This window comes from Saccharothrix texasensis (assembly GCF_003752005.1).
Taxonomy (GTDB): Bacteria; Actinomycetota; Actinomycetes; order Mycobacteriales; family Pseudonocardiaceae; genus Actinosynnema; species Actinosynnema texasense.
On the sequence record NZ_RJKM01000001.1, the window covers coordinates 6,844,155 to 6,867,152 of the forward strand.

Consider the following 22,998-nt stretch of genomic DNA (forward strand, 5'->3'; position numbering starts at 1 on the left):
CAACCCGCGACGTGGGGCACTTGTTCCCGCCGGGCGTCAGTGGGCGTAGGTCGGCACCAGGATCGCGCGGGCCAGGGTGTGGAACGCCAGGTTGAAGCTGACCACGGCGGGAGAGGCGTCGCCGTCCACGTCCAGCCCGTCGACGTCGACGGCGTGCACCACGAAGTAGTACCGGTGCACCTGGTCGCCGGGCGGCGGGGCGGCCCCGCCGAACGCGCGGGTGCCGAAGTCGCTGCGCACGTGGAACGCGCCGGCGGGCAGCGCGTCGTCCGAGGCGCCCGCGCCGGTGTCGAGCGAGGTGACGGACGCCGGGACGTTCACCACGACCCAGTGCCAGAAACCCGAGGGCGTCGGGGCGTCCGGGTCGAAGCAGGTGACCACGAAGCTCTTGGTCTCCTCCGGGAACCCGGACCAGCTCAGCTGCGGCGAGGTGTTGCCACCCTCGAACACGTGCGCCTCCGCCAGCGGTTGGCCGTCGGACACGTCGGTCGAGCTGAGGGTGAACGACGCCACCTGAGGCAGCAGCGCGTAGGGGTCGGGCGCGACGGGGCGTTCGAGGCTCATCGGGTCTCCACACGTGATCTTGCGGGACAGACCCGGACGACCCTATCGCCGGCGTGGGACGGGCGCAGCGAGGTGATGTCGGAAACCGCCCGGAGCTGTGAGCAACCTGAAGGATTCTCGTAGCGTCTCCCATCGAGTGAGCATCGCCCTGCTGGGTGATGCCCGTTCGAGGGGGAACACGGAATGAGACCCAGGGGAGTGGCGGTCCTGGCCGCCGTCGTCGCGGTGGTGTGCGCGTGCTCGTCGCAGCCGGAAGCCCGGCAGGCTCCGCCGACCGCGACCGGCACCACGACCACGACCGCCGTGACGACGACGACCACCACGCCGCCGACGGCCCTGCCCGGCCCGGGCGGGACCACCATTCCCGTGTTCCAGCAGCCCTACGCCTTCGGCACGCCCCAGCAGCAGGTGCCACCGGTGGTGGACGGCATGGTGCCGGTGGTGCGGCGGATCGACACCGACCGGCCCTACGTGTTCATCACCGTCGACGACGGAGCCGTCCGCCACCCGGCCGCGGTCGAGTTGATGCGCAAGAGCGGCGTCGAGCCGACGTTGTTCCTGAACTCGAAGCACGTCGACGGCCACGCCGACTACTTCAAGGGGTTCGAGGGCCTCGCGACGGTCCACGCGCACACCGCGACGCACCCCGACCTGACCGGCACCTCCTACGACTTCCAGCGCGGGGAGATCTGCGGCAACGCGGACCTGCTCCGGGTGCAGCTCGGCGCGCGGCCGAAGCTGTTCCGGCCGCCGTTCGGCAACTACGACCAGACGACGCGGCGGGCGGCGGCGGACTGCGGGTTCACGGCGCTGGTCATGTGGACGGCGGCGGTGAACGACGGAGTCGTGCAGTTCCAGGCAGGTGGTCGGTTGAACGCGGGCGACATCGTGCTCATGCACTTCCGGCACACGTTCGTGGAGGACTTCCTGGCGTTCTTGGAGCGCTGCAAGCAGGACGGGTTGACGCCGGTGGTGTTGGACGACTTCCTGGCGGAGCCCAAGGCGGCGGTGTGAGGTGGGTAGGGGTAGGTGCGGTCCGGCGAGTCCGATGTGAGGGCTGGGATCGGGTAGTGAGTGCGTCCGGCTCGATGTGACATGGGGCCCTCACAGGCACCCCAGGCAGGCCGAAGCCGGCAGGCCGGGCGGGGAAGAGCGTCCCGCCGGGCCTGCCGGCTTCGACCAGCCTATGGCACCCGAACCCATGTCGAATCGGGCCTTGGTGGAGATGTGCCGGGGTCGTTGTGGGTGTTTTCAGGCGGCTGCGGTGGTGGTGGTTGAGGTAGTGGTGGCGGTTGGTTCGAGGGCGAGGTCGAGGGCTTCGCGGACGTCGGCGACGAGGTGGACGGTCAGTTCGGCCAGGACGGAGTCCGGGACGTCGTCGAGGTCGGGTTCGTTGCGCTGGGGCAGCAGGACGGTGGTGATGCCGGCGCGGTGGGCGGCGAGCAGTTTCTGCTTGACGCCGCCGATCGGGAGGACGCGACCCGTCAGGGAGACCTCGCCGGTCATCGCGACGTCCGAGCGGACCGGGCGGCCGGAGAGCAGCGAGGCCAGGGCCGTGGTCATGGTGACGCCGGCCGAGGGGCCGTCCTTCGGCACCGCGCCCGCCGGCACGTGGATGTGGACGCCCCGGTCGGCGAGCGCTTCGGCTCGTTCGTCGTTGGAGCGCAGGTAGGAGAGGGCGATCTGGGCCGACTCCTTCATCACGTCGCCCAGCTGGCCGGTCAGGGTGACGCCGGAGGCGCCGGTGCCCGGGGACGCCAGTGACGCCTCCACGAAGAGGACGTCGCCGCCCGCCCCGGTGACGGCCAGACCGGTCGCGACGCCCGGCACGGCGGTGCGCTCGGCCGATTCCGGGGTGTGCTTGGGGGAACCCAGGTAGGTCCGGAGGTCCGGGACGTCCACCGTGACCGGCAGGGTGGTCTCGTCCAGGGCGACGCGTGCGGTCACCTTGCGGAGGATGCGCGCCAGCGAGCGCTCCAGTTGGCGGACGCCCGCTTCACGGGTGTACTCGCCGGCCAGCTTGCGCAGGGTCGGCTCGGTGATCGTCACGTCCTCCGAGGTGAGGCCGGCGCGTTCGACCTGGCGGGGCAGGAGGTGGTCACGGGCGATGGTGACCTTCTCGTCCTCCGTGTAGCCGTCGAGCCGGACCAGTTCCATGCGGTCCAGGAGGGGGCCCGGGATGGACTCCAGCACGTTGGCGGTGGCGAGGAAGACCACGTCGGAGAGGTCGAGCTCGACCTCCAGGTAGTGGTCTCGGAAGGTGTGGTTCTGGGCCGGGTCGAGCACTTCCAGCAACGCCGCGGTGGGGTCGCCCCGGTAGTCCGCGCCCACCTTGTCGATCTCGTCCAGCAGCACGACCGGGTTCATCGAGCCGGCCTCGGAGATGGCGCGGACGATCCGGCCCGGCAGCGCGCCGACGTACGTGCGCCGGTGCCCGCGGATCTCGGCCTCGTCGCGGACGCCGCCGAGCGCCACCCGGACGAACTCGCGGCCCATGGCGCGGGCCACGGACTCGCCGAGGGAGGTCTTGCCCACGCCGGGAGGACCGACCAGGGCCAGGACCGCGCCGGAACGGCGGCCGCCCACGACGCCCAGGCCGCGGTCGGCGCGGCGGCGGCGGACCGCCAGGTACTCGGTGATGCGTTCCTTGACGTCGTCCAGGCCCGCGTGGTCGGCGTCGAGGACGGCACGCGCGCCCGTGATGTCGTAGGAGTCCTCGGTGCGCTCGTTCCAGGGCATTTCGAGGACGGTGTCGAGCCAGGTGCGGATCCAGCCGACCTCCGGTGACTGCTCGGAGGTCCGTTCGAGCTTGTCCACCTCGGCCAAGGCGGCCTTGCGGACGTGCTCGGGCAGGTCCGCGCCCTCGACGCGGGCCCGGTAGTCCTGCTCCTCGGTGGCGGGCTTGCCGTCGAGCTCGGCCAGCTCCTTGCGGATCGCGGCCAGTTGCTGGCGCAGCAGGAACTCGCGCTGCTGCTTCTCGACGCCTTCCTTGACGTCCTTGCGGATGGTCTCGGCGACGTCGAGCTCGGTCAGGTACTCGCGGCCCCACTCCAGCAGCTTCTCCAGCCGCTCGGTGACGTCGCTGGTCTCCAGCAGCCAGACCTTCTGCTCGTCGCTGAGGTAGGAGGCGTAGCCGGCGAGGTCGGCCAGGGCGGACGGGTCGTCCACTTGCTGCACCGAGTCGACCACCTGCCACGCGCCGCGCTGCTGGAGGATCGTGGTGACCAGCCCCCGGTACTCGCGGGCCAGCTCGTGGGTGCGGTCGTCGACCGGTGGTTCGTCCGCGACGGTCGCCTCGACCCACAGCGCCGCGCCCGGACCGGTCGTGCCGGTGCCGATGCGGACCCGCTCGGTGCCGCGCACCACGGCCGCGCGTTCGCCGCCGGAAAGCCTGCCGACCTGCTCTATCAGGGCCAACGTGCCCACCTTGGCGTACTTGCCGTCCAGCCGGGGCACCAGCAGGACCTTCGACTGACCGCCCGTCGCCGTCGCGGCCTCGATCGCGGCGCGGGCCTCGGCGGTGGCCTCCGAGCCGCTGAGGCGGATCGGCACGACCATGCCCGGCAGCACGACCACGTCGTCCAGCGGCAACACCGGGAGCGCCAACGTCTCGCCCATGATCCCTCCAAAGTTGAGTCTGACTGGCTCAACCAAGATGAGCGCGGGATTGTTTCCGGTAGGTGTTCGCCCAGAGCGAGCGTCCATTCGGGGGTTGTGCCCGATATGCGACACCGCGACGATCACGCGGTCGGCTGACGAGGAGATGTGCGCATGGAGCAGGCGAGCTGGGTTCCGTCTTCGGTGGACCTGGACCGGCCGAGCGCGGCCCGGATGTACGACTACTTCCTCGGCGGGTCGCACAACTTCGCGGTCGACCGGGAAGCGGCGAAGTCGGTCGAGCAGATCTTCCCCGGCATGTCCGGCGCGGCCCGGGCCAACCGGTCGTTCCTGCGGCGCGCGGTGCGGTACCTGCTGGCCCAGGGCATCGACCAGTTCCTCGACCTGGGATCGGGCATCCCGACGGTCGGCAACGTGCACGAGATCGCCCAGCAGACCAACCCGGCGGCCCGGGTGGTGTACGCGGACGTCGAGCCGGTGGCCGTGGCGCACAGCACGGCGTTGCTGGCGGACAACCCGCTGGCCGTCGCGATCCAGGCGGACCTGCGTGATCCGGACTCGGTGCTGGGCAGCGACGAGGTGCGGTCGATGCTCGACTTCGACCGGCCCATCGGCCTGCTGATGGTCGCCGTGCTGCACTTCGTGCCGGACTCGGACGAGCCGGCCGAGGCGATCGCCCGGTACCGGGACGCGCTCGCGCCCGGCAGCTTCGTGGCCATGTCGCACGCGAGCTGGGACGGCGTGTCGCAGGAAGGCCGGGAGAGCGGCGAGCAGGTCAACGCCATCTACCGCCGCACGGACAGCCCGCTGGTGCTCCGGACGGGCGCGGAGGTCGCCGCGTTCTTCACCGGCCTGGAGGTCGTGGAGCCGGGGGTGGTGCCGTTGAGCGAGTGGCGCCCGGACTCGGACGACGCCTACATCACCGCGTACGCCGGGGTCGGCCGGAAGGTCTGACGGTCCCTCACTCGGGCACGGCGGCCAGCGCGTCGAGGGTGAGGCCGATCGCGCGCGCGTCCGGGTCGGTGTCCGGTGCGGCGCCGAACCAGGCGTGCAGGTCCTCGGGGATCCGGTCGGGGAGTTGCCGGTGATGCCGCCGTCGGAGAACCAGTGGACGCGCGGCTTCGGCTCGGTGCGCACCGGCGGCACCGCGGCGATCAGTTCCGGCAGCGGCATGCCCATCCGCACGGCCGGCAGGTTCTCCGGCGGGGTGCAGCGGGCAGTGGTGCGGGCGAGGACTCTTTCATCTTGGATCCCACCCCATCGCCGTCAGATCTCGTCCAGGAACTCGTCCACCTCCGCCAATGCCCTCAACCGCACCGACTCGGCGGACAGGAACAGGTCGTGCATACCGCCTTCCACCGGCACGATCCGCACCTGCCGACCGATCTTCGGTCCCCACGTCCGCATGTGCTCCACGTCCAGCACGGTGTCCGCCGTCATCGCCTCGGGCGTCCACCGCTTCGCGTTGAGGTGGCTGCGCCCGGACCGCAGCACCAACACCGGCGCCGTCACGTCCAACCCCCGGTGCAGCTGGGCGTGACCGCGGCGGATCGCGCGCAACCACCCCGCGTGCACCGGAAACGCCTCGATCGGCTTCCACGTGGTGTCGAAGTCCCACTCCCCGTGGTGGTCGCGGTGGATGCTCTCGCCGTACACCGGCCCCAGACCGGGCTTGAGCACCAGCTTCGGCGCGATCCGGCCGACACCCCGGATCAACGCCGTCCCGACCGTCCGCACCAGCCACGGCTCGGCCAGGTCCAGCCAGGGGCTGTTGAGCACCAACGCGTCCAGCACGTCGTCCGAACGCCGCTCGTGCGCCCACAGGCTCGTGATGAGCCCACCGGTCGAATGGCCCATCACCACCAGGTGCCGGTGGCCGTCCTCCTCGCGGATCACCCGCGCCGCCGCGTCGATCTCCTCGAAGTGCTCCGCCAGGTCGGTCACGTAGTTCGCCACCTGGCCCGGCCGCAGCGACCGCCCGTACGCGCGCAGGTCGATGGCGTAGAAGTCGAAGCCGCGCGCGGTGAAGTGCTCGGCGACGTGCCGCTGGAAGAAGTAGTCCGCGAAGCCGTGCACGTACAGCACCGCGCCGCGGATGGCCGGCTGCGCGCGGCGGCGGACCAGGGTCGCGGTCGTGTCACCGCCGCCGAGGGGCAGCACGCGGGTCTCGTAGTCGGCGCCGAGCACGTCTGCGTTCACCGGGTCAGTGTGCACGCCGATTCGTCCGATCGGGGAGAGGCGGGGCGTGGGCCGTGGCACTGTGGGGACCATGAGCAGCGAGGAGATCGAACGGTCGAGCGCGCGTGTGCGGTTCCCCGGCATCAGTCCGCGGGCGTACGAGCACCCGGTCGACCGGGGGGCGTTGGCGGTCTTGCGGGCGGTGCCGGGTATCGGCCCGGTGTTGCAGGCGGTGGCGGGCGCGTTCACGGAACGCGGTGAGAGGTTGGGCTACCTGGCGTCGAGCATCAGGGTCGGCCCGAAGCAGTACCCGGAGCTGGACCGGCTCCGGCTGGAAGTGGCGGCGACGCTGGACGTCGACCCGGTGCCGGAGCTGTTCGTCAAGCGCGACCCGGTGCCCAACGCCATGACGCTGGGCATCGACAAGCCGTTCATGGTGCTCACCACGGGCCTGATCGAGCTGCTGGACACCGAGGGGCTGCGGTTCGCCATCGGGCACGAGATGGGGCACGTGCTGTCCGGGCACGCGCTGTACCAGACGATCCTGCAACGGCTGATGCAGTTGCAGCACGGTCTCGGCTGGATGCCCGGCGGCTACTGGGCGATCACCGCGATCATCGCCGCGCTGCGCGAGTGGTACCGCAAGACCGAGCTGTCCTGCGACCGCGCCGGTCTGCTGTGCGGGCAGGACCCGGCCGCCGCGCTGCGCGTGCACGTGGCGATGGCGGGCGGCATGGACCTGACGCAGGTCGACACGGCCGAGTTCCTCCGGCAGGCCAAGGAGTACGAGCAGGTCGAGGACGTGCGCGACAGCGTGCTGAAGCTGATCCGCACGTGGCCCCTGACGCACCCGATGGCCGTGGTCCGCGCCGCGGAGCTGCAGAAGTGGGCGGCGGGCGAGGAGTACCGCGCCATCCTGACCGGCACTTACCAGCGGCGCGAGGACGACCGGCCGACGAGTTCGTTCACCGAGGACATCAAGGCGGCGGCCCGGTCCTACAAGGAGTCGGCGGCCGAGTCGGATGACCCGCTGATGAAGGTGTTCAACGAGGTCGGCGACGTGCTGGCGGGCGCGGCGGGCAAGGTGCGCAGCAAGTTCACCGGAGCGGACTAGTCCGCTTGGCCCAGCGGTGCCGGCCATTCTGGCTAACCTCCTCCTGATGCCTTTGATCAGTGATCAGGAGGAGGGGCCGATGCGGCTCGCCGCGTTGTTGATGACGATGTTGACGGCTTTCGCGGGCACTGCCACGGCGGACGTGGACGAGCGCGTGGTGGGTGGTGACCGGGCGTCGATCGCGGACCACCCGTGGGTGGTGTACGTGACCGACGCCGCCGGCAACCAGTTCTGCGGCGGCACCTTGGTCGCGCCGACCAAGGTGGTCACCGCCGCCCACTGCGCGACCACCCGGACGCCCCGCAACACGCGCGTCGTGCTCGGGCGCGAGGACCGCAAGAGCGGTGAGGGCGTGGTCGCCCGGCTCGACTCGATCTGGGTCCACCCGGACTACGTGTCCGCGGACCAGGGTTCGGACGTCGCCGTGCTGACGTTGCGCTCGCCGGTCGACTACACCCCCCTCCCGCTGGCGCACGCCTCCGACGACGTGTTGTACGAGGCGGGGACGAGCGGCTTGGTGCTGGGCTGGGGCCGGACCAGCGAGCAGGGCTCGGCCTCGCGGTACCTGCTGAGCGCGACCGTGCCGGTGACGAGCGACGAGTACTGCGGCGCCGCCTACCCCCAGTACGACCCGGACGAGATGACGTGCGCCGGCTACGACAACGGCGGCGTCGACACCTGCCAGGGCGACTCGGGCGGGCCGTTCGTGGCCGGCGGGAAGCTGATCGGTGTCACCTCTTGGGGTGAAGGTTGTGCCCGGGAGGGCAAGCCGGGCGTCTACAGCAAGATCGCGGCCTACGCCGAGGTGATCGAGGACCAGCTGGCGGCCTGACCGGCGGCGTGCGGGCCCTCGCGGGGTCCGCACGCCGGCCTCGCCCCGAACCGCGAACCGCGAACCGCGAACCGCGAACCCGGTCAGAGCACCAGCCCGACCGACATCGTGAGGAACACCGCCGCGCACACCGCGTCCAGCGCCGTCGTCACGCCGGGCCGTCGCAACGAGCCGGCCACCCGCGCCGCCGCCACCACGATCGTCAGCTCCCACAGCGCCGCCAGCCCGAGGAACACGGCGGCGAGCATCCCGAGCTGCCAGGTCGGGTCGCCGGTGCCGATGAACTGCGGCAGGAACGCCAGCGAGAACAGCAGCATCTTCGGGTTGGTGATGTTGGTCAGGAAGCCCTGCCGGAACGGTCGGGGCGTCGCGACCTCCGCCACCTCGCCACCGGAGCGCCGCAGCAGGCCTCGGGTGATCGTCACGGCCAGGTAGAGCAGGTACGCCGCGCCGATCCAGCGCAGCCCCGTCAGCACGGCCGGGTAGCGGGCGATCACCACGCCCACGCCCGAGATCACCAACCCGACCTGCGCGAAGGCCGCGGTGTGGATGCCGGCTAGCGCCAGCAGCCCGGCCCGCGTGCCGGACCTCATCGACGTGCGCAGCAGCAGGAAGGCGTCCACGCCGGGGGTCAGCACGACCACCGCGCAGGCGATCAGGAACGCCGGCAGCTGGGTGAAGTCCAGGTGCATGGAAACCTCCCTCATGTTCCGGACAGATCACCGTGATCTGCCTCACTGGCCGTTGAATCTCCGGCACCAACGCACTCTAACAACAGATTTTCCGGATCTCATACCCGAATCCCGGCCCTTCGACCGTTCCGCTACCGTCGGTGCCCGTTCGACCACTTGCCGTAGAGAGGTGCTCCATGCGCATCAGCGCGCCGGTCTTCGCCGTGCTCGTCCTGATCCTGTCCGCGCTGCCCGCGGACGCGATCGTCGGCGGCCGGGACGCGCCCGCGACGCCGTGGGCGGTGGCGCTGTTCGACGGCGGCGCCTTCTTCTGCGGCGGCGCGCTGATCGCGCCGGACAAGGTGGTCACCGCCGCGCACTGCACGGTCTCGCGCACCGCGCTCGGCGTCCGCGACCGGCGGCCCGCCGACCTGACCGCGGTGGCCGGCCGGGCCGACCTCGACACCGCCGAGGGTCGTGCGGTGCGGGTCGCCGCGATCTGGCGCCACCCCGCGTTCACCGGGGTGTCCGCGGGTGACGACGTGGCCACCCTCACCCTCGCGACGCCGCTGCCGTACCGGCCGATCCGGATCGCGGACGCCGCGCCGGGCCGGGCCACGGTCTACGGCTGGGGCCGGACCGCCGAGCTGAGCGCGCCGAGCCGCCGGCTGCGGGAGGTCGACGTGCCGATCCGCGCGGACGCCGAGTGCGCCGCCGAGGTGCCCGACTACCGGCCGGGCGTGATGTTGTGCGCCGGCTACCCGGAGGGCGGCAAGGACGCCTGCGAGGGCGACTCCGGCGGGCCGCTCACCGTGGCGGGCGAACTGGTGGGCCTCGTGTCCTACGGCCGCGGCTGCGCCCGACCGGGCCAGCCCGGCGTCTACACGCGTTTGAGCCGCTACCAGGGGCAGCTCTGACGCCGGACGCCCTCGGGCCCGCCCGGACCCGTCCGACCCCGCCCGGGCCCACCCAGGCGCACCGACCCGACCAGGGCCTGTGGTACCACGGTGAGGTGCGCTCACACCCGTACCCGGCGACGCTGCGCCGGCAGTGGTCGGCCGACCTGACCCCCGACCAGCTCTACGCCGTGCTCAAGCTGCGCTCCGACGTCTTCGTGGTGGAGCAGAACTGCGTCTACCCGGACCTGGACGGCCGCGACCTCGAACCGGGCACCCGCCACTTCTGGCTGGAGGCCGACGACTCGTCCGGGCCGCAGGCCTACCTGCGGTTGCTGGAGGAGCCCGGCGGCACGTTCCGCGTCGGCCGGGTCTGCACGGCCCGTGCGGCCCGCGGTCGCGGCTACAGCCGTCGGCTGATGGAGGCGGTGCTGGCCGAGGTCGGCCAGGTGGAGTGCGTGCTGGACGCGCAGACCTACGTGGCCGACTTCTACGCGTCGTTCGGCTTCCGGCCGCAGGGCGCGGAGTTCATCGAGGACGGGATACCGCACCTGCGGATGCGCCGGTCTCCGTGATCACCCGCACGGCGCGCTCGATCTCGCCCTCGGACAGGTCGGCGCGCGCGGTCAGGCGGAGCCGGGAGATCTGGTCGGGCACCGACGGCGGCCGGAAGCAGCCGACGACGACGCCCTGCGCGCGGCACGCCTCGGCCCAGCCGAAGGCCGCTTCCGGCGACGGCGCCTGGACGGACACGACGGCCGCGGTCGGCGTGCTGACCCGCAGCCCCGCCTCCTTCAGCCGGAACGCCAGGTCCTGGGCCACTTCCAACGCCCGCGCCGGCCGTTCCGGCTCGTCCCGCAGCACCTTCAGCGCGGCCAGTGACGCCGCCGCGCTGGCCGGTGCGAGGCCGGTGTCGAAGATGAACGTGCGCGCGGTGTCGACGAGGTGCTTGATCACCCGGCTCGGCCCGAGGACCGCGCCGCCCTGCGCGCCGAGCGACTTGGACAACGTCACCGTGGTCACCACGTCGGGGGCCTTGGCCAGGCCTGCCGCGTGCACCGCGCCACGTCCGCCGTCGCCGACCACGCCGAGGCCGTGCGCGTCGTCCACGATCAGCGCCGCGTCGTGCTCGCGGCAGGCGGCGGCCAGGTCGGCCAGCGGCGCGAGGTCGCCGTCGACGGAGAACACCGAGTCGGTCACCACCAGCGCCCGCCGCTTGCCGCGCGTGGCGAGGGCGTGCGTGACCTGTGCGACGTCGCAGTGCCCGGCGACCACGACGTCCGCTTTGGACAACCGGGTGCCGTCGATCAGGGAGGCGTGGATGTGCTGGTCGGCGACGATCGCGGTGCCGGGACCGGACAGCGCGGTCAGCGCGCCCAGGTTCGCCGCGTAGCCCGAGGAGAACACCAGCGCGGACTGCGCGCCGCAGAAGTTCGCGAGCTCGTACTCCAGTTCGGTGTGCAGCTCGGTCGAGCCGGTGACCAGCCGCGACCCGGTGGAGCCCGCGCCCCAGCGCAGCGTGGCCGCCGCCGCGGCGCCGGTGACCCGCTTGTCGCGGGCCAGGCCGAGGTAGTCGTTCGAGGCCAGGTCGAGGTCCGTCGAGTCCGCCGGCCGCGGCCGGACCCGGCGGGCGAGACCGGCTTTCGCGCGGGCCTCGGCGCGCGTGTCGATCCAGTCGAACACCGAGTCACCTGTGCGCACGCTCACGCCGGCAGTGTCGCATCCGGCGGCTACGGTGCCGGCGTGGACCTCTTCCAGCCGGAGCCTGCCGACCTGCGCTCGTTGCGGGAGAACGCGCCGGTCCACCGCGACGAGCGCACCGGGATGTGGCTGGTCAGCCGCTACGACGACGTGCGCGCGGTGCTGGCCGACCCGCGCCGCTTCCGCCCGGACAACGCGTTGACCGCGGTCACCCCGATCCCGGGACCGGTGCTGCGGGTGCTGGCCCGCGCCGGGTTCTCGCTGCCGCCGACCCTGGCCAACAACGGCACCGACACGCACGCCGCCCTGCGCCGACTGGTGTCCCGGTTCCTCACCCCGGCCCGGGTAGCCGCCCTGGGGCCGCGGATCGCGGAGCTGACCGCGGACCGCCTCGACCGCCTCGACCGCCTCGACCGCCTCCACCGTCCGGACGGGCTCGACCGCCTCGACCGAACGGACGGGGTCGGCGGTCGGGTCGACCTGCACCCGACGTTGGCCCGCGGCCTCCCCGCGATCGTGCTCCTGGAGGCCATGGGCATCCGGGACGTGGACGTCGAGGCGCTCAAGGCGTGGAGCACGGCGTCGTTGGAGCTGTTCTGGGGTGACGTCGCGGTGGAGCGGCAGCACGAGCTGGCACGTTCCGCCGCCGCGTTCCACCAGTGGCTGACCTCCCGGATCAAGGCCGCCGACCCGGAGGGCGACGACCTGTTCGGCGCGTTGCGGGCGCAGGGCGTGCCGGTCCGGGACGCGGCCGGGCTCTGCTACTTCCTGCTGATCGCGGGCCAGGAGACGACGACCCAGCTGTTGTGCGCGGCCTTGCACGCGGTCCTGCGGGAGGACGGCCTGTGGTCCCGGCTGTCCGAGCCCGGCGTGGCCGCCGCGTGCGTGGAGGAGGTGCTGCGCCGTGATCCGCCGGTGAGCACCTGGCGGCGGATCACGGCCGAGCCGGTCACCCTCGCCGGGGTGGACGTGCCGGCGGGGGAGCCGCTGCTGCTCATGCTCGCGGGCAGCGGCTCCGACCCGGACGTCTTCGCGGAGCCCGAGCGCTTCTGCCCCGCCAGGCCCGACGCCCGCAAGCACCTCGCGTTCGGCTTCGGCAGGCACTTCTGCCTCGGCGCCGGGCTGGCCAGGCTGGAGGCGGAGGTCGTGCTGCGGGAGACCGCGCGGCGCTTCCCGGCGCTGCGCCTGGCCTCGGCGGAACCGCCGCCGATGCTGGGCCTGCTGTCGTTCCGCGCGCCGTTGAGCGTGCAGGTCGAGCTAGGGGACCAGCACGACCTTGCCGGTGGTCGCCCGGCTCTCCAGCAGTTCGTGCGCGCGGGCGGCGTCGGCCAGCGGTAGCGCTTCGCCCAGCACCGGGCGCAGGCCCGAGGTGAACGCCCGCCGCACCGTGTCGGGGGTCATGGGGTTGCCGAACCCGAGCACCGCGACGCCCTTGCGGAACACGTCGGACGCGGTCACGTCCAGCGGCTCGCCGCTGGCGAAGCCGAACACGGCCAGCCTGCCGACCCGGTCGCGCAGCAGTTCGAACGACTGCCGCGCCACCGCGCCGCCGACCGAGGAGAACACCACGTCGACCGGTTCGACCCCGGTCGACCAGTCCGGTTCGCCGTAGTCCACGACCTCGTGGGCGCCGAGCTCGCGGGCCAGCGCCAGCTTCCGCTCGCCCCGCGCGGCGGCCACGACCGTCGCGCCCGCCCGTGCCGCGACCTGCACGAGCAGGCTGCCGACACCGCCCGCCGCCGCCTCGACCAGCACCCGTTCGCCCGCGGTGAGCCGGACCGCGTCCGCGGCGGCCACCGCCGTCGTGCCTTGCAGGAACAGGGCCAGCGCCTCGTGGTCGGACACGCCGTCCGGCACCTCGGTCGCGTCCTCGGGCAGCAGGGCCAGCTCGGCGTAGCCCTCGCCGAGGGCGAAGCCGATCAGCCGCCTGCCGTCGGGGCTCACGCCGACCACCTCGCCGCTGAGCGCGCCGGGTTCGAGGTCGTACCAGGGCACCACGCGCGAGCCCGTGCCCGACCGGATGATCGTCTCGCCGTAGTTCACGCCGATCGCCGTGACCCGGACCAGGACCTGGCCCGGCCCGGCGACCGGGTCCGGCACCTCCTCGACACCGAGCACGTCCGCCGGGCCGAACTCGTGGAACCGCACCGCTCGCACAACGCCTCCCACACCTCAAGCGGACCAACGGTCCGCTTCCTGTCGGCTACCATACGGACTGTCGGTCCGCTTTTGTCAAGCACCCGTCGAGGAGGTCCACGATGCGGAGGGACGCCGAGCGCAACCGCGCCGCGATCCTGGCCACCGCCGCGCGCCTGATCGCCGAGCGCGGCCCGGACGGCTTCTCGATGGACGACGTCGCGACCGCCGCGGGCGTGGGCAAGGGCACGGTGTTCCGCCGCTTCGGCGACCGCGACGGGCTCGTGCGGGCAGTCGTGGACGAGACCTCCGCGTCGTGGCGGGCGCGGGCGGAGGAGCTGTTGGTCGCCGGCGACGTGCCGCCGGACGAGCGGGTGATCACGTTCGTGGCGACCCTGTTCGACCACGTGGTCGCCGCGCTGCCCCTGGTGAGCGCCTTCGAACGGGTGTCCACGCGCAGCATCGCGTGCGACGCGGACGCCGCGCTCACGCACCAACGCCTCGTCGCGTTGATCTCCCGGGTCAAGCCGGGAGCGGACGCCGAGTACCTGGCGCACGCCCTGCTCGCGCAGGTGCGCGCCGACACCCTGCGCCACCTGATCGACCGGTGCGGTCTGGACGTGGCGCGGGTGCGCGCCGGCGTGATCTCGCTCGCCCGGGGCGTGCTGGCGGGCGACCTGGCGCCGGCCGGGAGTTGACCGGCGGCCGGTCCGGGAGCCGGCTCCGCCGGCCTGCGGCGCCGGCTTCGGCACCTTCCCGCTCCGACTTCGGGCGCCCTCCGGATCTCCGATGTGATCGTGGTCGCCCGCCCGGGGCTTGGAGCGCGCCGGGGGAAGTGCGACGATGCCCAGGCTTGAGGGGGTGCGCGAGGAAGCCGGTGTGAATCCGGCACGGTCCCGCCACTGTGACCGGACCGAGGAGCCCGGGAGTCAGGAACTCGACCCCCGACTCATCGACCGGACACGGGCGTGGACACCCGAGGAAGGACACCGCCGCATGGGCGCGCGTTTCCCCTTTTCCGCTGTCGTCGGCCACGACGACCTCCGCACGGCTCTGCTGCTCAACGCCGTGCACCCCGGTATCGGCGGGGTGCTCGTCCGAGGCGAGAAGGGGACCGCGAAGTCGACCGTGGTCCGCGCCCTCGCCGCGCTGCTCCCGGAGCTGGACGTGGTGCCGGGCTGCCGCTTCGGCTGCGACCCGACGACACCGACCGACTGCCCGGACGGACCGCACGACCGTGGCGACGACCACGACCACGGCCCCGGCGTGGAACGGCGACCGGCCCGCCTGGTCGAGCTGCCGGTCGGCGCGACCGAGGACCGGCTGATCGGCTCGCTCGACCTGGAGCGCGCGTTGACCGAGGGCGTCCGCGCCTACCAGCCCGGTCTGCTGGCCGCCGCGCACCGGGGCGTGCTGTACGTGGACGAGGTGAACCTCCTGCACGACCACCTCGTCGACCTGCTGCTCGACGCCGCCGCCATGGGTCGCGCGCACGTCGAGCGCGAAGGCGTGTCCGTGTCCCACCCCGCGTCGTTCCTGCTGGTGGGCACCATGAACCCGGAGGAGGGCGAGCTCCGCCCGCAGCTGCTGGACCGCTTCGGCCTCACGGTCGCGGTCCGCGCCTCGCGGGACGTGCCGACCCGGACCGAGGTCGTGCGGCGGCGGTTGGCCTTTGAGGCCGACCCCGAGGGGTTCGCCGCCCGCTGGGCCGAGGCCGACCGGGAGCTGGCCCGGCGGATCGTCGCCGCCCGCGACCGGCTCGGTGACGTGGTCCTGCCGGACGCGGAGCTGCGCCGCATCTCCGGGATCTGCGCCGCCTTCGAGGTGGACGGGATGCGCGCGGACCTCGTGGTGGCCCGCACCGCGACCGCGCACGCCGCGTGGCGCGGCGCCGCGGAGGTCGCGGAGGAGGACGTCGAGGCCGCCGTGCGGCTGGCGCTGCCGCACCGCAAGCGCCGTGACCCGTTCGACGAGCCGGGGCTGGAGGAGGAGCAGCTCGACGACGCCCTCCAGCGGGGCGCGGAAGCCGCTCGGGAACCCGAGCCCGACCCCGACGACCCCGGAACCGACCCCGACGATCCCGGAACCGATCCCGACACCGACCCGGACGGCCCGCCGACCGACCCCGGTGGTCCGGGCGACGGGTCCGGCTCGGAGCTGCCCGCGACTCCTTCGGAGTCCACTTCGGACGGTCAAGGCAACGGCTCGGCCGACCGCTCCCACACCCCGGCGCCCGCGTTCCGCGCCCGGCTGCTCCAGGTGCCGGGCGTCGGCGAAGGCGCGCCGGGCAAGCGGTCACGCGCCCGTGCCCGCACCGGTCGCGTGGTCCGCCCGTCCACAGTGGATGGTTCCGGCCTGCACCTCCTCGGCACGCTCGCCGCCGCCGCGCCGCACCAGGCCGCCCGGGGCCGCAGCGGCCCCGGCCTGCGACTGCGGGGCGCGGACCTGCGGCTCTCCGTGCGCGAGGGCAAGGAAGGCAACCTCGTGCTGTTCGTGGTCGACGCGTCCGGCTCGATGGCGGCCCGGCAGCGGATGTCGGCGGTCACCGGCGCGGTGATCTCCCTGCTCCGCGACGCCTACCAGCGGCGGGACAAGGTCGGCGTGGTGACCTTCCGCGGCCGGGAGGCCCAGGTCGCCCTGCCGCCGACGAACTCGGTGGACGCGGCGGCGGCCCGGCTGCGCGCCCTGCGCACCGGCGGCCGGACCCCGTTGGCCGACGGCCTGCTGCGCGCCCGCCGCGTGCTGGACGCCGAACGCGTCCGCGACCCGCGCCGCCGACCGCTGCTGGTGCTGCTGACCGACGGCCGCGCGACGGCGACCGGCGCCGGCGGCGACCCGATGCGCGACGCCCTGCGCGCGGCCGGCCTGCTGGCGGCCGACCGGGTGGCGGCGGTCGTCGTGGACTGCGAGCACGGCCCGGTCCGGCTCGGGCTGGCGGCCCGGGTGGCGGGCGCGCTGGCCGCGGCGTGCGTGCGCCTGGAAGAACTGTCCGCAGACCAGGTGGCGGGCGTCGTGCGCGCCGCCCGAGCCGCTTAGGAGCGTCGAAAGTGCCTCAAGGACAACCGTCCGTCGTCCCGGACGACGGCCTCAGCACCCGCCAGCGCCGCAACCGCCCCCTGGTCGTGCTGCACACGGGCGAGATGAAGGGCAAGTCGACGGCCGCCTTCGGCCTCGCGCTGCGCGGGTGGAACCAGGGCTGGTCCATCGGCGTCTTCCAGTTCGTGAAGTCGGCCAAGTGGAAGGTCGGCGAGGAGTCGGCGTTCCGCGCGCTCGGCCGCCTGCACGAGCAGACCGGCGAGGGCGGCCCCGTCGAGTGGCACAAGATGGGCGAGGGCTGGTCCTGGACCCGCAAGCAGGGCACCGAGGACGACCACGCCGCCGCCGCGCGCGAGGGCTGGCAGGAGATCTCCCGCCGGCTGGCCGCCGGGCAGCACGACCTGTACGTGCTCGACGAGTTCACCTACCCGATGCACTGGGGCTGGATCGACGTGGACGAGGTGGTCGACGCCCTGGCCGCCCGGCCCGGCCACCAGCACGTCGTCATCACGGGCCGGCACGCGCCCGACGAGCTGGTCGCCGCCGCCGACCTGGTGGTGGAGATGACCAAGGTCAAGCACCCGATGGACGCGGGGCAGAAGGGCCAGAAGGGGATCGAGTGGTGAACCGGCTGGTGGTCGCCGCGCCCGCGTCGGGCAGCGGCAAGACCACCGTGGCCACCGGCCTGATGGCGGCGCTGCGCCGCGCGGGCGACAAGGTCGCGCCGTTCAAGGTCGGCCCGGACTACATCGACCCCGGCTACCACTCGGTGGCCACCGGCAGGCCGGGCCGCAACCTCGACCCGGTCATGGTGGGCGAGCACCGGGTGGCGTCGCTGTTCGCGCACGGCGCGAAGGGCTGCGACCTGGCCGTGGTGGAAGGCGTGATGGGCCTGTTCGACGGGCGGGTGGACACCGAGGGCATCGGGTCCACCGCGCACGTCGCCAAGCTGCTGTCCGCGCCGGTGCTGTTCGTGGTCGACGCGCGCGGCCAGAGCCGCAGCCTCGCCGCCCTGCTGCACGGGTTCCGGGGCTACGACCCGACCGTGCGGCTCGGCGGCGTGGTGCTCAACCAGGTCGGCTCCGCCCGGCACGAGCAGGTGCTGCGCGGCGCGTGCGCCGAGGTCGGCCTGGAGGTGCTCGGCGTGCTGCCGCGCGACGACCAGTTCGCGCTGCCCTCGCGCCACCTCGGCCTGGTCACCGCCGCCGAGCACGGCCCGGCCGCCACCGCCGCCGTGGGCGCCATCGCCGACGCCGTCGCGCGGCACGTCGACCTGGAGGCGGTGCGGCGGCTCGCCGCCGAGGTGCCCGCCATGGCCGTGCCGACGTGGGACCCGCACGCGGAGGTCGAACGGGTCGAGGGCGCGCCGACGGTCGCGGTCGCGGGCGGTGCGGCGTTCACGTTCGGCTACGCCGAGCAGGTCGAGCTGCTCGCCGCGGCCGGCGCGGACGTCGTCGTGGTCGACCCGCTGCGCGACGAGGCGCTGCCCGAGGGCACGGCCGGCCTGGTGCTGCCCGGCGGTTTCCCCGAGCAGCACGCCGCCGAGCTGTCGGCCAACGGGAAGCTGCGCGAGGCCGTCACCGCCCTGGCCCGCGGCGGCGCGCCGGTGCACGCCGAGTGCGGCGGCCTGCTGTACCTGGCGAACTCGTTGGACGGCGCGCCGATGTGCGGCGTGATCGACGCGGACGGCTCGATGACGTCCCGGCTCACGCTGGGCTACCGCGACGCCGTCGCGCCGCAGGACTCCGTGCTGTCCCGGGCGGGCGCGCGGATCACCGGCCACGAGTTCCACCGCACCGCGCTGAGCGTGCCGCACGGCGCGAAACCGGCCTGGCAGTGGCGCGGCCACGACCTGCGCCCGGTGGCCGAGGGATTCGTGCTCGGCCGGGTGCACGCGTCGTACCTGCACACCCACCCGGCGTCCGCGCCGGAGGCCGTGACCCGCTTCGTGCGGGCCTGCGCGAACGAGTCCGTGCGCTTCGAGGCCACTCGTTAGTGGATCGTGCTCGCGCGGTACGGTCCTTGCCCACCAAGCCGAACACGTCGTGGGGAGCAGTTGTGATGACTGGTCGGGTCTCCTTCGTGGGCGCCGGTCCCGGCGCCGCCGATCTCATCACCGTGCGCGGCGCGAAGCGGATAGCCGAGGCCGACGTCGTGCTGTGGGCCCCCAGCGTGATCGAGGTGGAGTGCGTGCGCGAGCACGCCCGCGCCGACGCCGAGCTGGTCGACTTCTCCCGCGTCACCGACGCCGAGGTGGTCGAGGTGTACCGGCGCGCGTCGGCGGGCAGGCTGAAGGTGGTGCGGCTGCACGCGGGCGACCCGTCGCTGTGGGGCGGTTTGCGCGACCAGCAGGACGCGTGCCAGCGGCTGGGCTTGACCACCGACGTCGTGCCGGGCGTGTCCCAGGTGTCGGCGGCGGCGGCGTCCGTCGGCCGCGAGCTGACCACGTCGGACGTGGCGCAGTCGTTGCTGCTGGTCGGACCCGACACCGCCGAGCACGTCGAGGAGTTCGCCGCGCACGGCACCACGATGGCGATCTCCGCGTCCGGGTCCCGGGCCGGCCTGCTGGTGGAGCGGCTGCGCGCGGGCGGCTACGCCGACGACACGCCGGTCGTGGTGGCGTACAAGGTTTCCCTGCCCGACGAGACGGTCGCGCAGACGACGGTGGGCGAGCTGGAGGCGTGCGTCAAGGAGCACAAGCTCTACCGCACCACGTTGTTCCTGGTCGGCAAGGTGCTCGCGCAGCCCGCGCCGCGCCGTCGCGTCCCGGTGGTCGAGGGCGACGAGCCGGTGCGCAGGCCGCGGGCGTCGAAGTGGGCCGCGCGGGCGAACCGGCCGGTGGTGAAGTCGACCGGCGACTCGGCGTCGGCGGCGGCGTGGTCGGCGGTGCACGACTGGCAGGAGACCGCGCGCACCAAGCGTTCCGCGCCCGCGAGGCCGAAGCCCGAGCCGGTCGGCGAGCCGCTGCTGGAACTGGTCGTCGACGTGCCGGCCACGGCGTCGACGGGGACGTCGACGGGGACGTCGGTGGAGGCGTCGGCGGAGCAGGACGCCAAGCCGAAGCCCAAGCCGGTGGTGGCAGCCGCCGCGAAGCGCAAGCCGACCACCGTGCAGGCGAGCACGACGCCGCGCAAGCCGTCCGGCACGCGGACCAAGAAGAACAAGCGCGTGAACTGACGTGGACGTCGTCGCGCTGCACCGCTTCGTCGAGGACGCCGGTCGTTCCTGGGACGACGTGACCGTCGTGGACGCCGGGGCGCTGGGCGTCCGGCACGCGCTGAACGTGTGCCGGGCCAAGCCCGCCGTCGTCGTGGCCGGCGCCGACCCGGCGGAGCTGGCCCGCGGGCTGGCCGGGTGGCGGCGCTCGCTGGTGGTCGGATCGGCCGCCGGAATGTCCACTGTGGACCCGGCGGACGCGGTCGCGCGCCGGTGGTCCGAGCCCGGCGCGATCCTGTGCCTGGCCGAGCAGAGCTTCGCGCCCGCCGGCGAGGGCTGGGCGCTGCCGGACGGCGACTTCGCGCAACGCGACGGCATGATCGCCGTCGCCGAGGTGCGGGCGCTGGTGCTGGCCCGGCTCGCCCCGCGCCCCGGCGTGCTGGTGTGGGACGTCGGCGCGGGCCCCGGCGCGATCGGCGTCGAGTGCGCCCGGCTCGGCGCGGCCGTCGTCGCCGTGGAACGCGACCCGGTGCAGTGCGTGCGGATCATCGCCAACGCCTCCGCGCACGGCGTGGACGTGCGCGTGGTCGAGGCCGAGCTGGGCGAGGCGGGCGAGCTGCCCCGGCCGGACGCGGTGTTCGTCGGCGGCGGTGGCGCGGACGTGGTGCGGCGGTGCGTGCGCTCCGGCGCCCGGCGGGTCGTGGTGGCGACCCCCGACCTGGACCGCGTGCTGCCCGCCCGGGACGCGTTGCTGGAGGCCGGGTACGAGGTCGAGGGCAGCCAGGTGTCCGCCGCCCGCCTGACCGGCGGGACGTTGTCGGCCACCGACCCGGTGACCGTGCTGTGGGGAGTGAAGAAGGCGTGATCGGTGTGTTCGCCGCCGGCGAGCGCGGGCGGCGGGCCGCGGTGGAGCTGGCCGGGTTCCTCGGGCCGGACGCGGTGGTGCCGGACGGCCCGGTCGGGCCCGCGCTGCGCGCCCTGTGGCCCCGGCTGGGTTCGGCGGTGTTCTTCCTCGGCACGGAGGCGACCGTGCGGCTGGTCGCGCCGTTGCTGCGCGACGAGCGGGCCGACCCTGGCGTGGTGTGCGTGGACGGCGGGTTCGCCGTGTCGCTGCTCGGCGGCGCGGACGCCGTGGCCGAACGGGTCGCCGACGTGCTCGGCGTGCAGGCCGTCACCACGTCGGCGTCGGCGGGTTCGCCGCTGGACGAGCTGGTGGAGCTGCTGGACGCCACGGTGGAGGGCGACCTGGCCGCCTGCGGCGAGGCGGTCCGGCTGGGCGAGCCCGTGCTGCTGGCCAACCCGCTCGGCTTCCCGCTGCCGGCGCTGCCGGACAACGTCGTCGTCGCCCGAGGAGAGCGGGCGTCGCACGGCGGGGCGGAGTGGAGCGTGCTGGTGGACGACCGCGTGCCCAAGGGCCCCGCCGAGGACCACGTGGTGCGGGTGGTGCCGCGCACGCTCGTGGTGGGCGTCGGGTCGGGCACGGGCGTGTCGGCGGCGGCGGTGTCGGCGGCGTTGGCGCAGATCGAGGAGAGGCGCGGGCTGGACCTGCGCGCCATCCGGGCGTTCGCCACGCTGGACCGCAAGGTCGCCGAGCAGGGCATCGCGGACGCGTTGGAGGACTGGGGCTTCTGGCACGACTCGACCACCGTGCCGCTGCTGTCCTACCCGGGCGAGGAGCTGGCGGTGATCCCGGTGCCGAACCCGGCGGAGCTGGCCATCGGCATCCCGAGCGTGGCCGAGGCGGCGGCGTTGCGCGGCGCGATGGAGCTCTCCGGCGGCGGCCGGGTGGAGATCGCGGCCGAGAAGGTGAAGGGCGCCGGGGTGACGGTCGCCGCCGCGCGGGTGCTGCCGCGCGGCCGGTTGGCGCTGGTGGGGCTGGGTCCGGGTGACGCGGACGAGCGGACGCCGCGCGCCGAGGCCGAGCTGCGGCGGGCGTCGGTCGTGGTGGGCAGCGCCGAGTGCGTGGCGCAGGTGCGGCACCTGCTGCGGCCGGGCACGAGGGTGGTGGCGGACGGCGCGGTGCGGCTGGCCGAGGACGGCGCGGCGGTGGCGTTCGTCGAGGCGGGCGCCGGACCGGAGGTTGCCGGGCCGATTCGCGCCGATGTCATCCGCGTGACAGGCGTCACTCGTCAACTGTGAAGTGGTGACGAGCCGTCTAAAGGCGGTTGTCGCTTTCGTCGTCTTGGTCCTAGCTGGAGGGAGCGCCCGCACCCGGGCGCCCCTGCACCGGAAGGATCGACATGGCGAAAACCCTGCGTCGCCTGCTCACCGTCCTGGCCACGGCGGTGGCCGCGATCGGTGTCATGACCGTCGCGCCCGCCTCGGCCGAGACGTCCTCGGACACCGGCGTGTCGCCGTTCATCGTCGGCGGCTCCCGCGTGTCCACCAGCACCTACCCGTGGGTCGTGTACCTGGCCACCAGCACCGGCGGCCAGTTCTGCGGCGGCACGCTCGTCAAGGCGAACAAGGTCGTCACGGCCGCGCACTGCGTCAGCGGCCGGAGCGCGTCGAGCACCCGCGTGGTGCACGGCCGGGACGACAAGCAGAGCACGGCGGGCACGGTGGCCACGGTCAGCTCGATCTGGGTCCACCCCAGCTACCGGACCGCGAGCTCGGGCTACGACGTCGCGGTGCTGACCCTGGGCACCAGCATCAGCTCGACCTACCTGCCGCTGGCCACCCCGTCCGACACGGCGCTGTACGCGGCGGGCACGAGCGCCCGGATCTACGGCTGGGGCACCACGTCCTCCGGCGGTTCGGCCTCGCGGTACCTGCTCGGCGCGACCGTGCCGGTGACGTCCGACGCGACCTGCCGCACGGCCTACTCCAACTACAGCGCGACCGCCATGGTGTGCGCCGGTTACCCGAACGGCGGCACCGACACGTGCCAGGGTGACTCGGGCGGCCCGCTGGTCGCGGGTGGCAAGCTGATCGGCGCCACCTCGTTCGGCCGCGGTTGCGCGCTCGCCGGCTACCCCGGCGTGTACGCCCGGATCGCCTCGTACTACTCGACGATCACCGCGCAGCTGTAACCACCCCGCGACGGGCCCGCGGCCGGGTGCACTCCCGGCCGCGGGCCCGTTCGGCGTGACGTTC

At 73.7% G+C, this 22,998-nt stretch carries 21 protein-coding genes and 1 riboswitch; of the genes, 15 read left to right on the forward strand and 6 right to left on the reverse strand.

The window, feature by feature from the left end:
* Window positions 1–36 precede the first annotated feature (36 nt).
* Window positions 37–564 carry a YbhB/YbcL family Raf kinase inhibitor-like protein gene (locus EDD40_RS30600; RefSeq protein WP_123746001.1) on the reverse strand — a complete coding sequence of 176 codons (528 nt, stop codon included), beginning with the start codon at window positions 562–564 and terminating at the stop codon, window positions 37–39.
* A 183-nt stretch (window positions 565–747) separates the two neighbouring features.
* On the opposite strand from EDD40_RS30600, the gene EDD40_RS30605 reads away from it, so the two are divergent.
* The gene (locus EDD40_RS30605) at window positions 748–1,578 is read left to right on the forward strand and encodes a polysaccharide deacetylase family protein (RefSeq protein WP_123746002.1); all 831 of its coding nucleotides are present in this window, start codon (window positions 748–750) and stop codon (window positions 1,576–1,578) included.
* A gap of 237 nt (window positions 1,579–1,815) precedes the next feature.
* On the opposite strand, the gene lon is transcribed toward EDD40_RS30605, so the two are convergent.
* The gene (gene lon / locus EDD40_RS30610; protein ID WP_123746003.1) at window positions 1,816–4,182 is read right to left on the reverse strand and encodes an endopeptidase La; all 2,367 of its coding nucleotides are present in this window, start codon (window positions 4,180–4,182) and stop codon (window positions 1,816–1,818) included.
* Window positions 4,183–4,335: 153 nt separating this feature from the next.
* Between lon and EDD40_RS30615 the strand changes: the two genes are divergently transcribed.
* The gene (locus EDD40_RS30615; RefSeq protein WP_123746004.1) at window positions 4,336–5,136 is read left to right on the forward strand and encodes an SAM-dependent methyltransferase; all 801 of its coding nucleotides are present in this window, start codon (window positions 4,336–4,338) and stop codon (window positions 5,134–5,136) included.
* A gap of 312 nt (window positions 5,137–5,448) precedes the next feature.
* On the opposite strand, the gene EDD40_RS30620 is transcribed toward EDD40_RS30615, so the two are convergent.
* Window positions 5,449–6,381, reverse strand: coding sequence for an alpha/beta hydrolase (locus EDD40_RS30620; protein ID WP_211348264.1), 933 nt, complete (start codon window positions 6,379–6,381; stop codon window positions 5,449–5,451).
* Window positions 6,382–6,451: 70 nt separating this feature from the next.
* Here EDD40_RS30620 and EDD40_RS30625 point away from each other — a divergent pair, with 70 nt between their 5' ends.
* Together EDD40_RS30625 and EDD40_RS30630 are read left to right on the forward strand one after the other, a co-directional pair.
* Window positions 6,452–7,474, forward strand: a complete 1,023-nt coding sequence (locus EDD40_RS30625; protein ID WP_123746006.1) for a M48 family metallopeptidase — start codon at window positions 6,452–6,454, stop codon at window positions 7,472–7,474.
* A gap of 46 nt (window positions 7,475–7,520) precedes the next feature.
* A complete protein-coding gene (locus tag EDD40_RS30630; protein ID WP_246037928.1) occupies window positions 7,521–8,306 on the forward strand; it encodes a S1 family peptidase in 786 nt (261 codons plus the stop codon).
* 83 nt (window positions 8,307–8,389) lie between these two features.
* On the opposite strand, the gene EDD40_RS30635 is transcribed toward EDD40_RS30630, so the two are convergent.
* Window positions 8,390–8,998, reverse strand: coding sequence for a LysE family translocator (locus EDD40_RS30635; protein ID WP_123746008.1), 609 nt, complete (start codon window positions 8,996–8,998; stop codon window positions 8,390–8,392).
* Window positions 8,999–9,174: 176 nt separating this feature from the next.
* Between EDD40_RS30635 and EDD40_RS30640 the strand changes: the two genes are divergently transcribed.
* Both EDD40_RS30640 and EDD40_RS30645 read left to right on the forward strand, forming a co-directional pair.
* Window positions 9,175–9,894, forward strand: coding sequence for a S1 family peptidase (locus EDD40_RS30640; RefSeq protein ID WP_123746009.1), 720 nt, complete (start codon window positions 9,175–9,177; stop codon window positions 9,892–9,894).
* Window positions 9,895–9,989: 95 nt separating this feature from the next.
* On the forward strand, window positions 9,990–10,448 hold the full coding sequence (locus EDD40_RS30645) for a GNAT family N-acetyltransferase (RefSeq protein WP_123746010.1): 459 nt from the start codon (window positions 9,990–9,992) through the stop codon (window positions 10,446–10,448).
* On the opposite strand, the gene EDD40_RS30650 is transcribed toward EDD40_RS30645, so the two are convergent.
* Window positions 10,402–11,580, reverse strand: coding sequence for an 8-amino-7-oxononanoate synthase (locus tag EDD40_RS30650; RefSeq protein ID WP_170185247.1), 1,179 nt, complete (start codon window positions 11,578–11,580; stop codon window positions 10,402–10,404). The two genes, EDD40_RS30645 and EDD40_RS30650, sit on opposite strands and share 47 nt — an antisense overlap.
* Window positions 11,581–11,616: 36 nt before the next feature.
* Here EDD40_RS30650 and EDD40_RS30655 point away from each other — a divergent pair, with 36 nt between their 5' ends.
* On the forward strand, window positions 11,617–12,912 hold the full coding sequence (locus EDD40_RS30655; protein ID WP_211348265.1) for a cytochrome P450: 1,296 nt from the start codon (window positions 11,617–11,619) through the stop codon (window positions 12,910–12,912).
* Here the strand turns inward: EDD40_RS30655 and EDD40_RS30660 are convergent.
* On the reverse strand, window positions 12,832–13,731 hold the full coding sequence (locus tag EDD40_RS30660; RefSeq protein WP_123746012.1) for a quinone oxidoreductase family protein: 900 nt from the start codon (window positions 13,729–13,731) through the stop codon (window positions 12,832–12,834). The genes EDD40_RS30655 and EDD40_RS30660 overlap by 81 nt on opposite strands.
* Window positions 13,732–13,832: 101 nt before the next feature.
* Here EDD40_RS30660 and EDD40_RS42760 point away from each other — a divergent pair, with 101 nt between their 5' ends.
* The 8 genes from EDD40_RS42760 to EDD40_RS30700 all read left to right on the forward strand — a co-directional run bounded on the left by EDD40_RS42760 (window position 13,833) and on the right by EDD40_RS30700 (window position 22,934).
* On the forward strand, window positions 13,833–14,408 hold the full coding sequence (locus tag EDD40_RS42760; RefSeq protein WP_123746013.1) for a TetR/AcrR family transcriptional regulator: 576 nt from the start codon (window positions 13,833–13,835) through the stop codon (window positions 14,406–14,408).
* 169 nt (window positions 14,409–14,577) lie between these two features.
* Window positions 14,578–14,649: riboswitch (cobalamin riboswitch) on the forward strand.
* A 57-nt stretch (window positions 14,650–14,706) separates the two neighbouring features.
* A complete protein-coding gene (locus tag EDD40_RS30670; RefSeq protein WP_123746014.1) occupies window positions 14,707–16,746 on the forward strand; it encodes a putative cobaltochelatase in 2,040 nt (679 codons plus the stop codon).
* 11 nt (window positions 16,747–16,757) lie between these two features.
* Window positions 16,758–17,372, forward strand: a complete 615-nt coding sequence (gene cobO, locus EDD40_RS30675; protein WP_123746015.1) for a cob(I)yrinic acid a,c-diamide adenosyltransferase — start codon at window positions 16,758–16,760, stop codon at window positions 17,370–17,372.
* Window positions 17,369–18,742, forward strand: coding sequence for a cobyrinic acid a,c-diamide synthase CobB (locus EDD40_RS30680; protein ID WP_123748398.1), 1,374 nt, complete (start codon window positions 17,369–17,371; stop codon window positions 18,740–18,742). The genes cobO and EDD40_RS30680 overlap by 4 nt, the downstream gene beginning before the upstream one ends.
* 65 nt (window positions 18,743–18,807) lie before the next feature.
* Window positions 18,808–19,923 (forward strand): cobalt-precorrin-4/precorrin-4 C(11)-methyltransferase, encoded by a 1,116-nt coding sequence (locus tag EDD40_RS30685; protein ID WP_123746016.1) that lies wholly within the window; start codon window positions 18,808–18,810, stop codon window positions 19,921–19,923.
* A 1-nt stretch (window position 19,924) separates the two neighbouring features.
* Window positions 19,925–20,767 (forward strand): bifunctional cobalt-precorrin-7 (C(5))-methyltransferase/cobalt-precorrin-6B (C(15))-methyltransferase, encoded by an 843-nt coding sequence (locus tag EDD40_RS30690; protein WP_123746017.1) that lies wholly within the window; start codon window positions 19,925–19,927, stop codon window positions 20,765–20,767.
* Window positions 20,764–22,041, forward strand: coding sequence for a cobalamin biosynthesis protein (locus tag EDD40_RS30695; protein ID WP_123746018.1), 1,278 nt, complete (start codon window positions 20,764–20,766; stop codon window positions 22,039–22,041). Before EDD40_RS30690 ends, EDD40_RS30695 begins: the two co-directional genes overlap by 4 nt.
* 101 nt (window positions 22,042–22,142) lie before the next feature.
* Complete coding sequence (locus EDD40_RS30700) at window positions 22,143–22,934, forward strand: S1 family peptidase (RefSeq protein ID WP_123746019.1); 792 nt, start codon at window positions 22,143–22,145, stop codon at window positions 22,932–22,934.
* The last annotated feature ends 64 nt before the right edge of the window (window positions 22,935–22,998 follow it).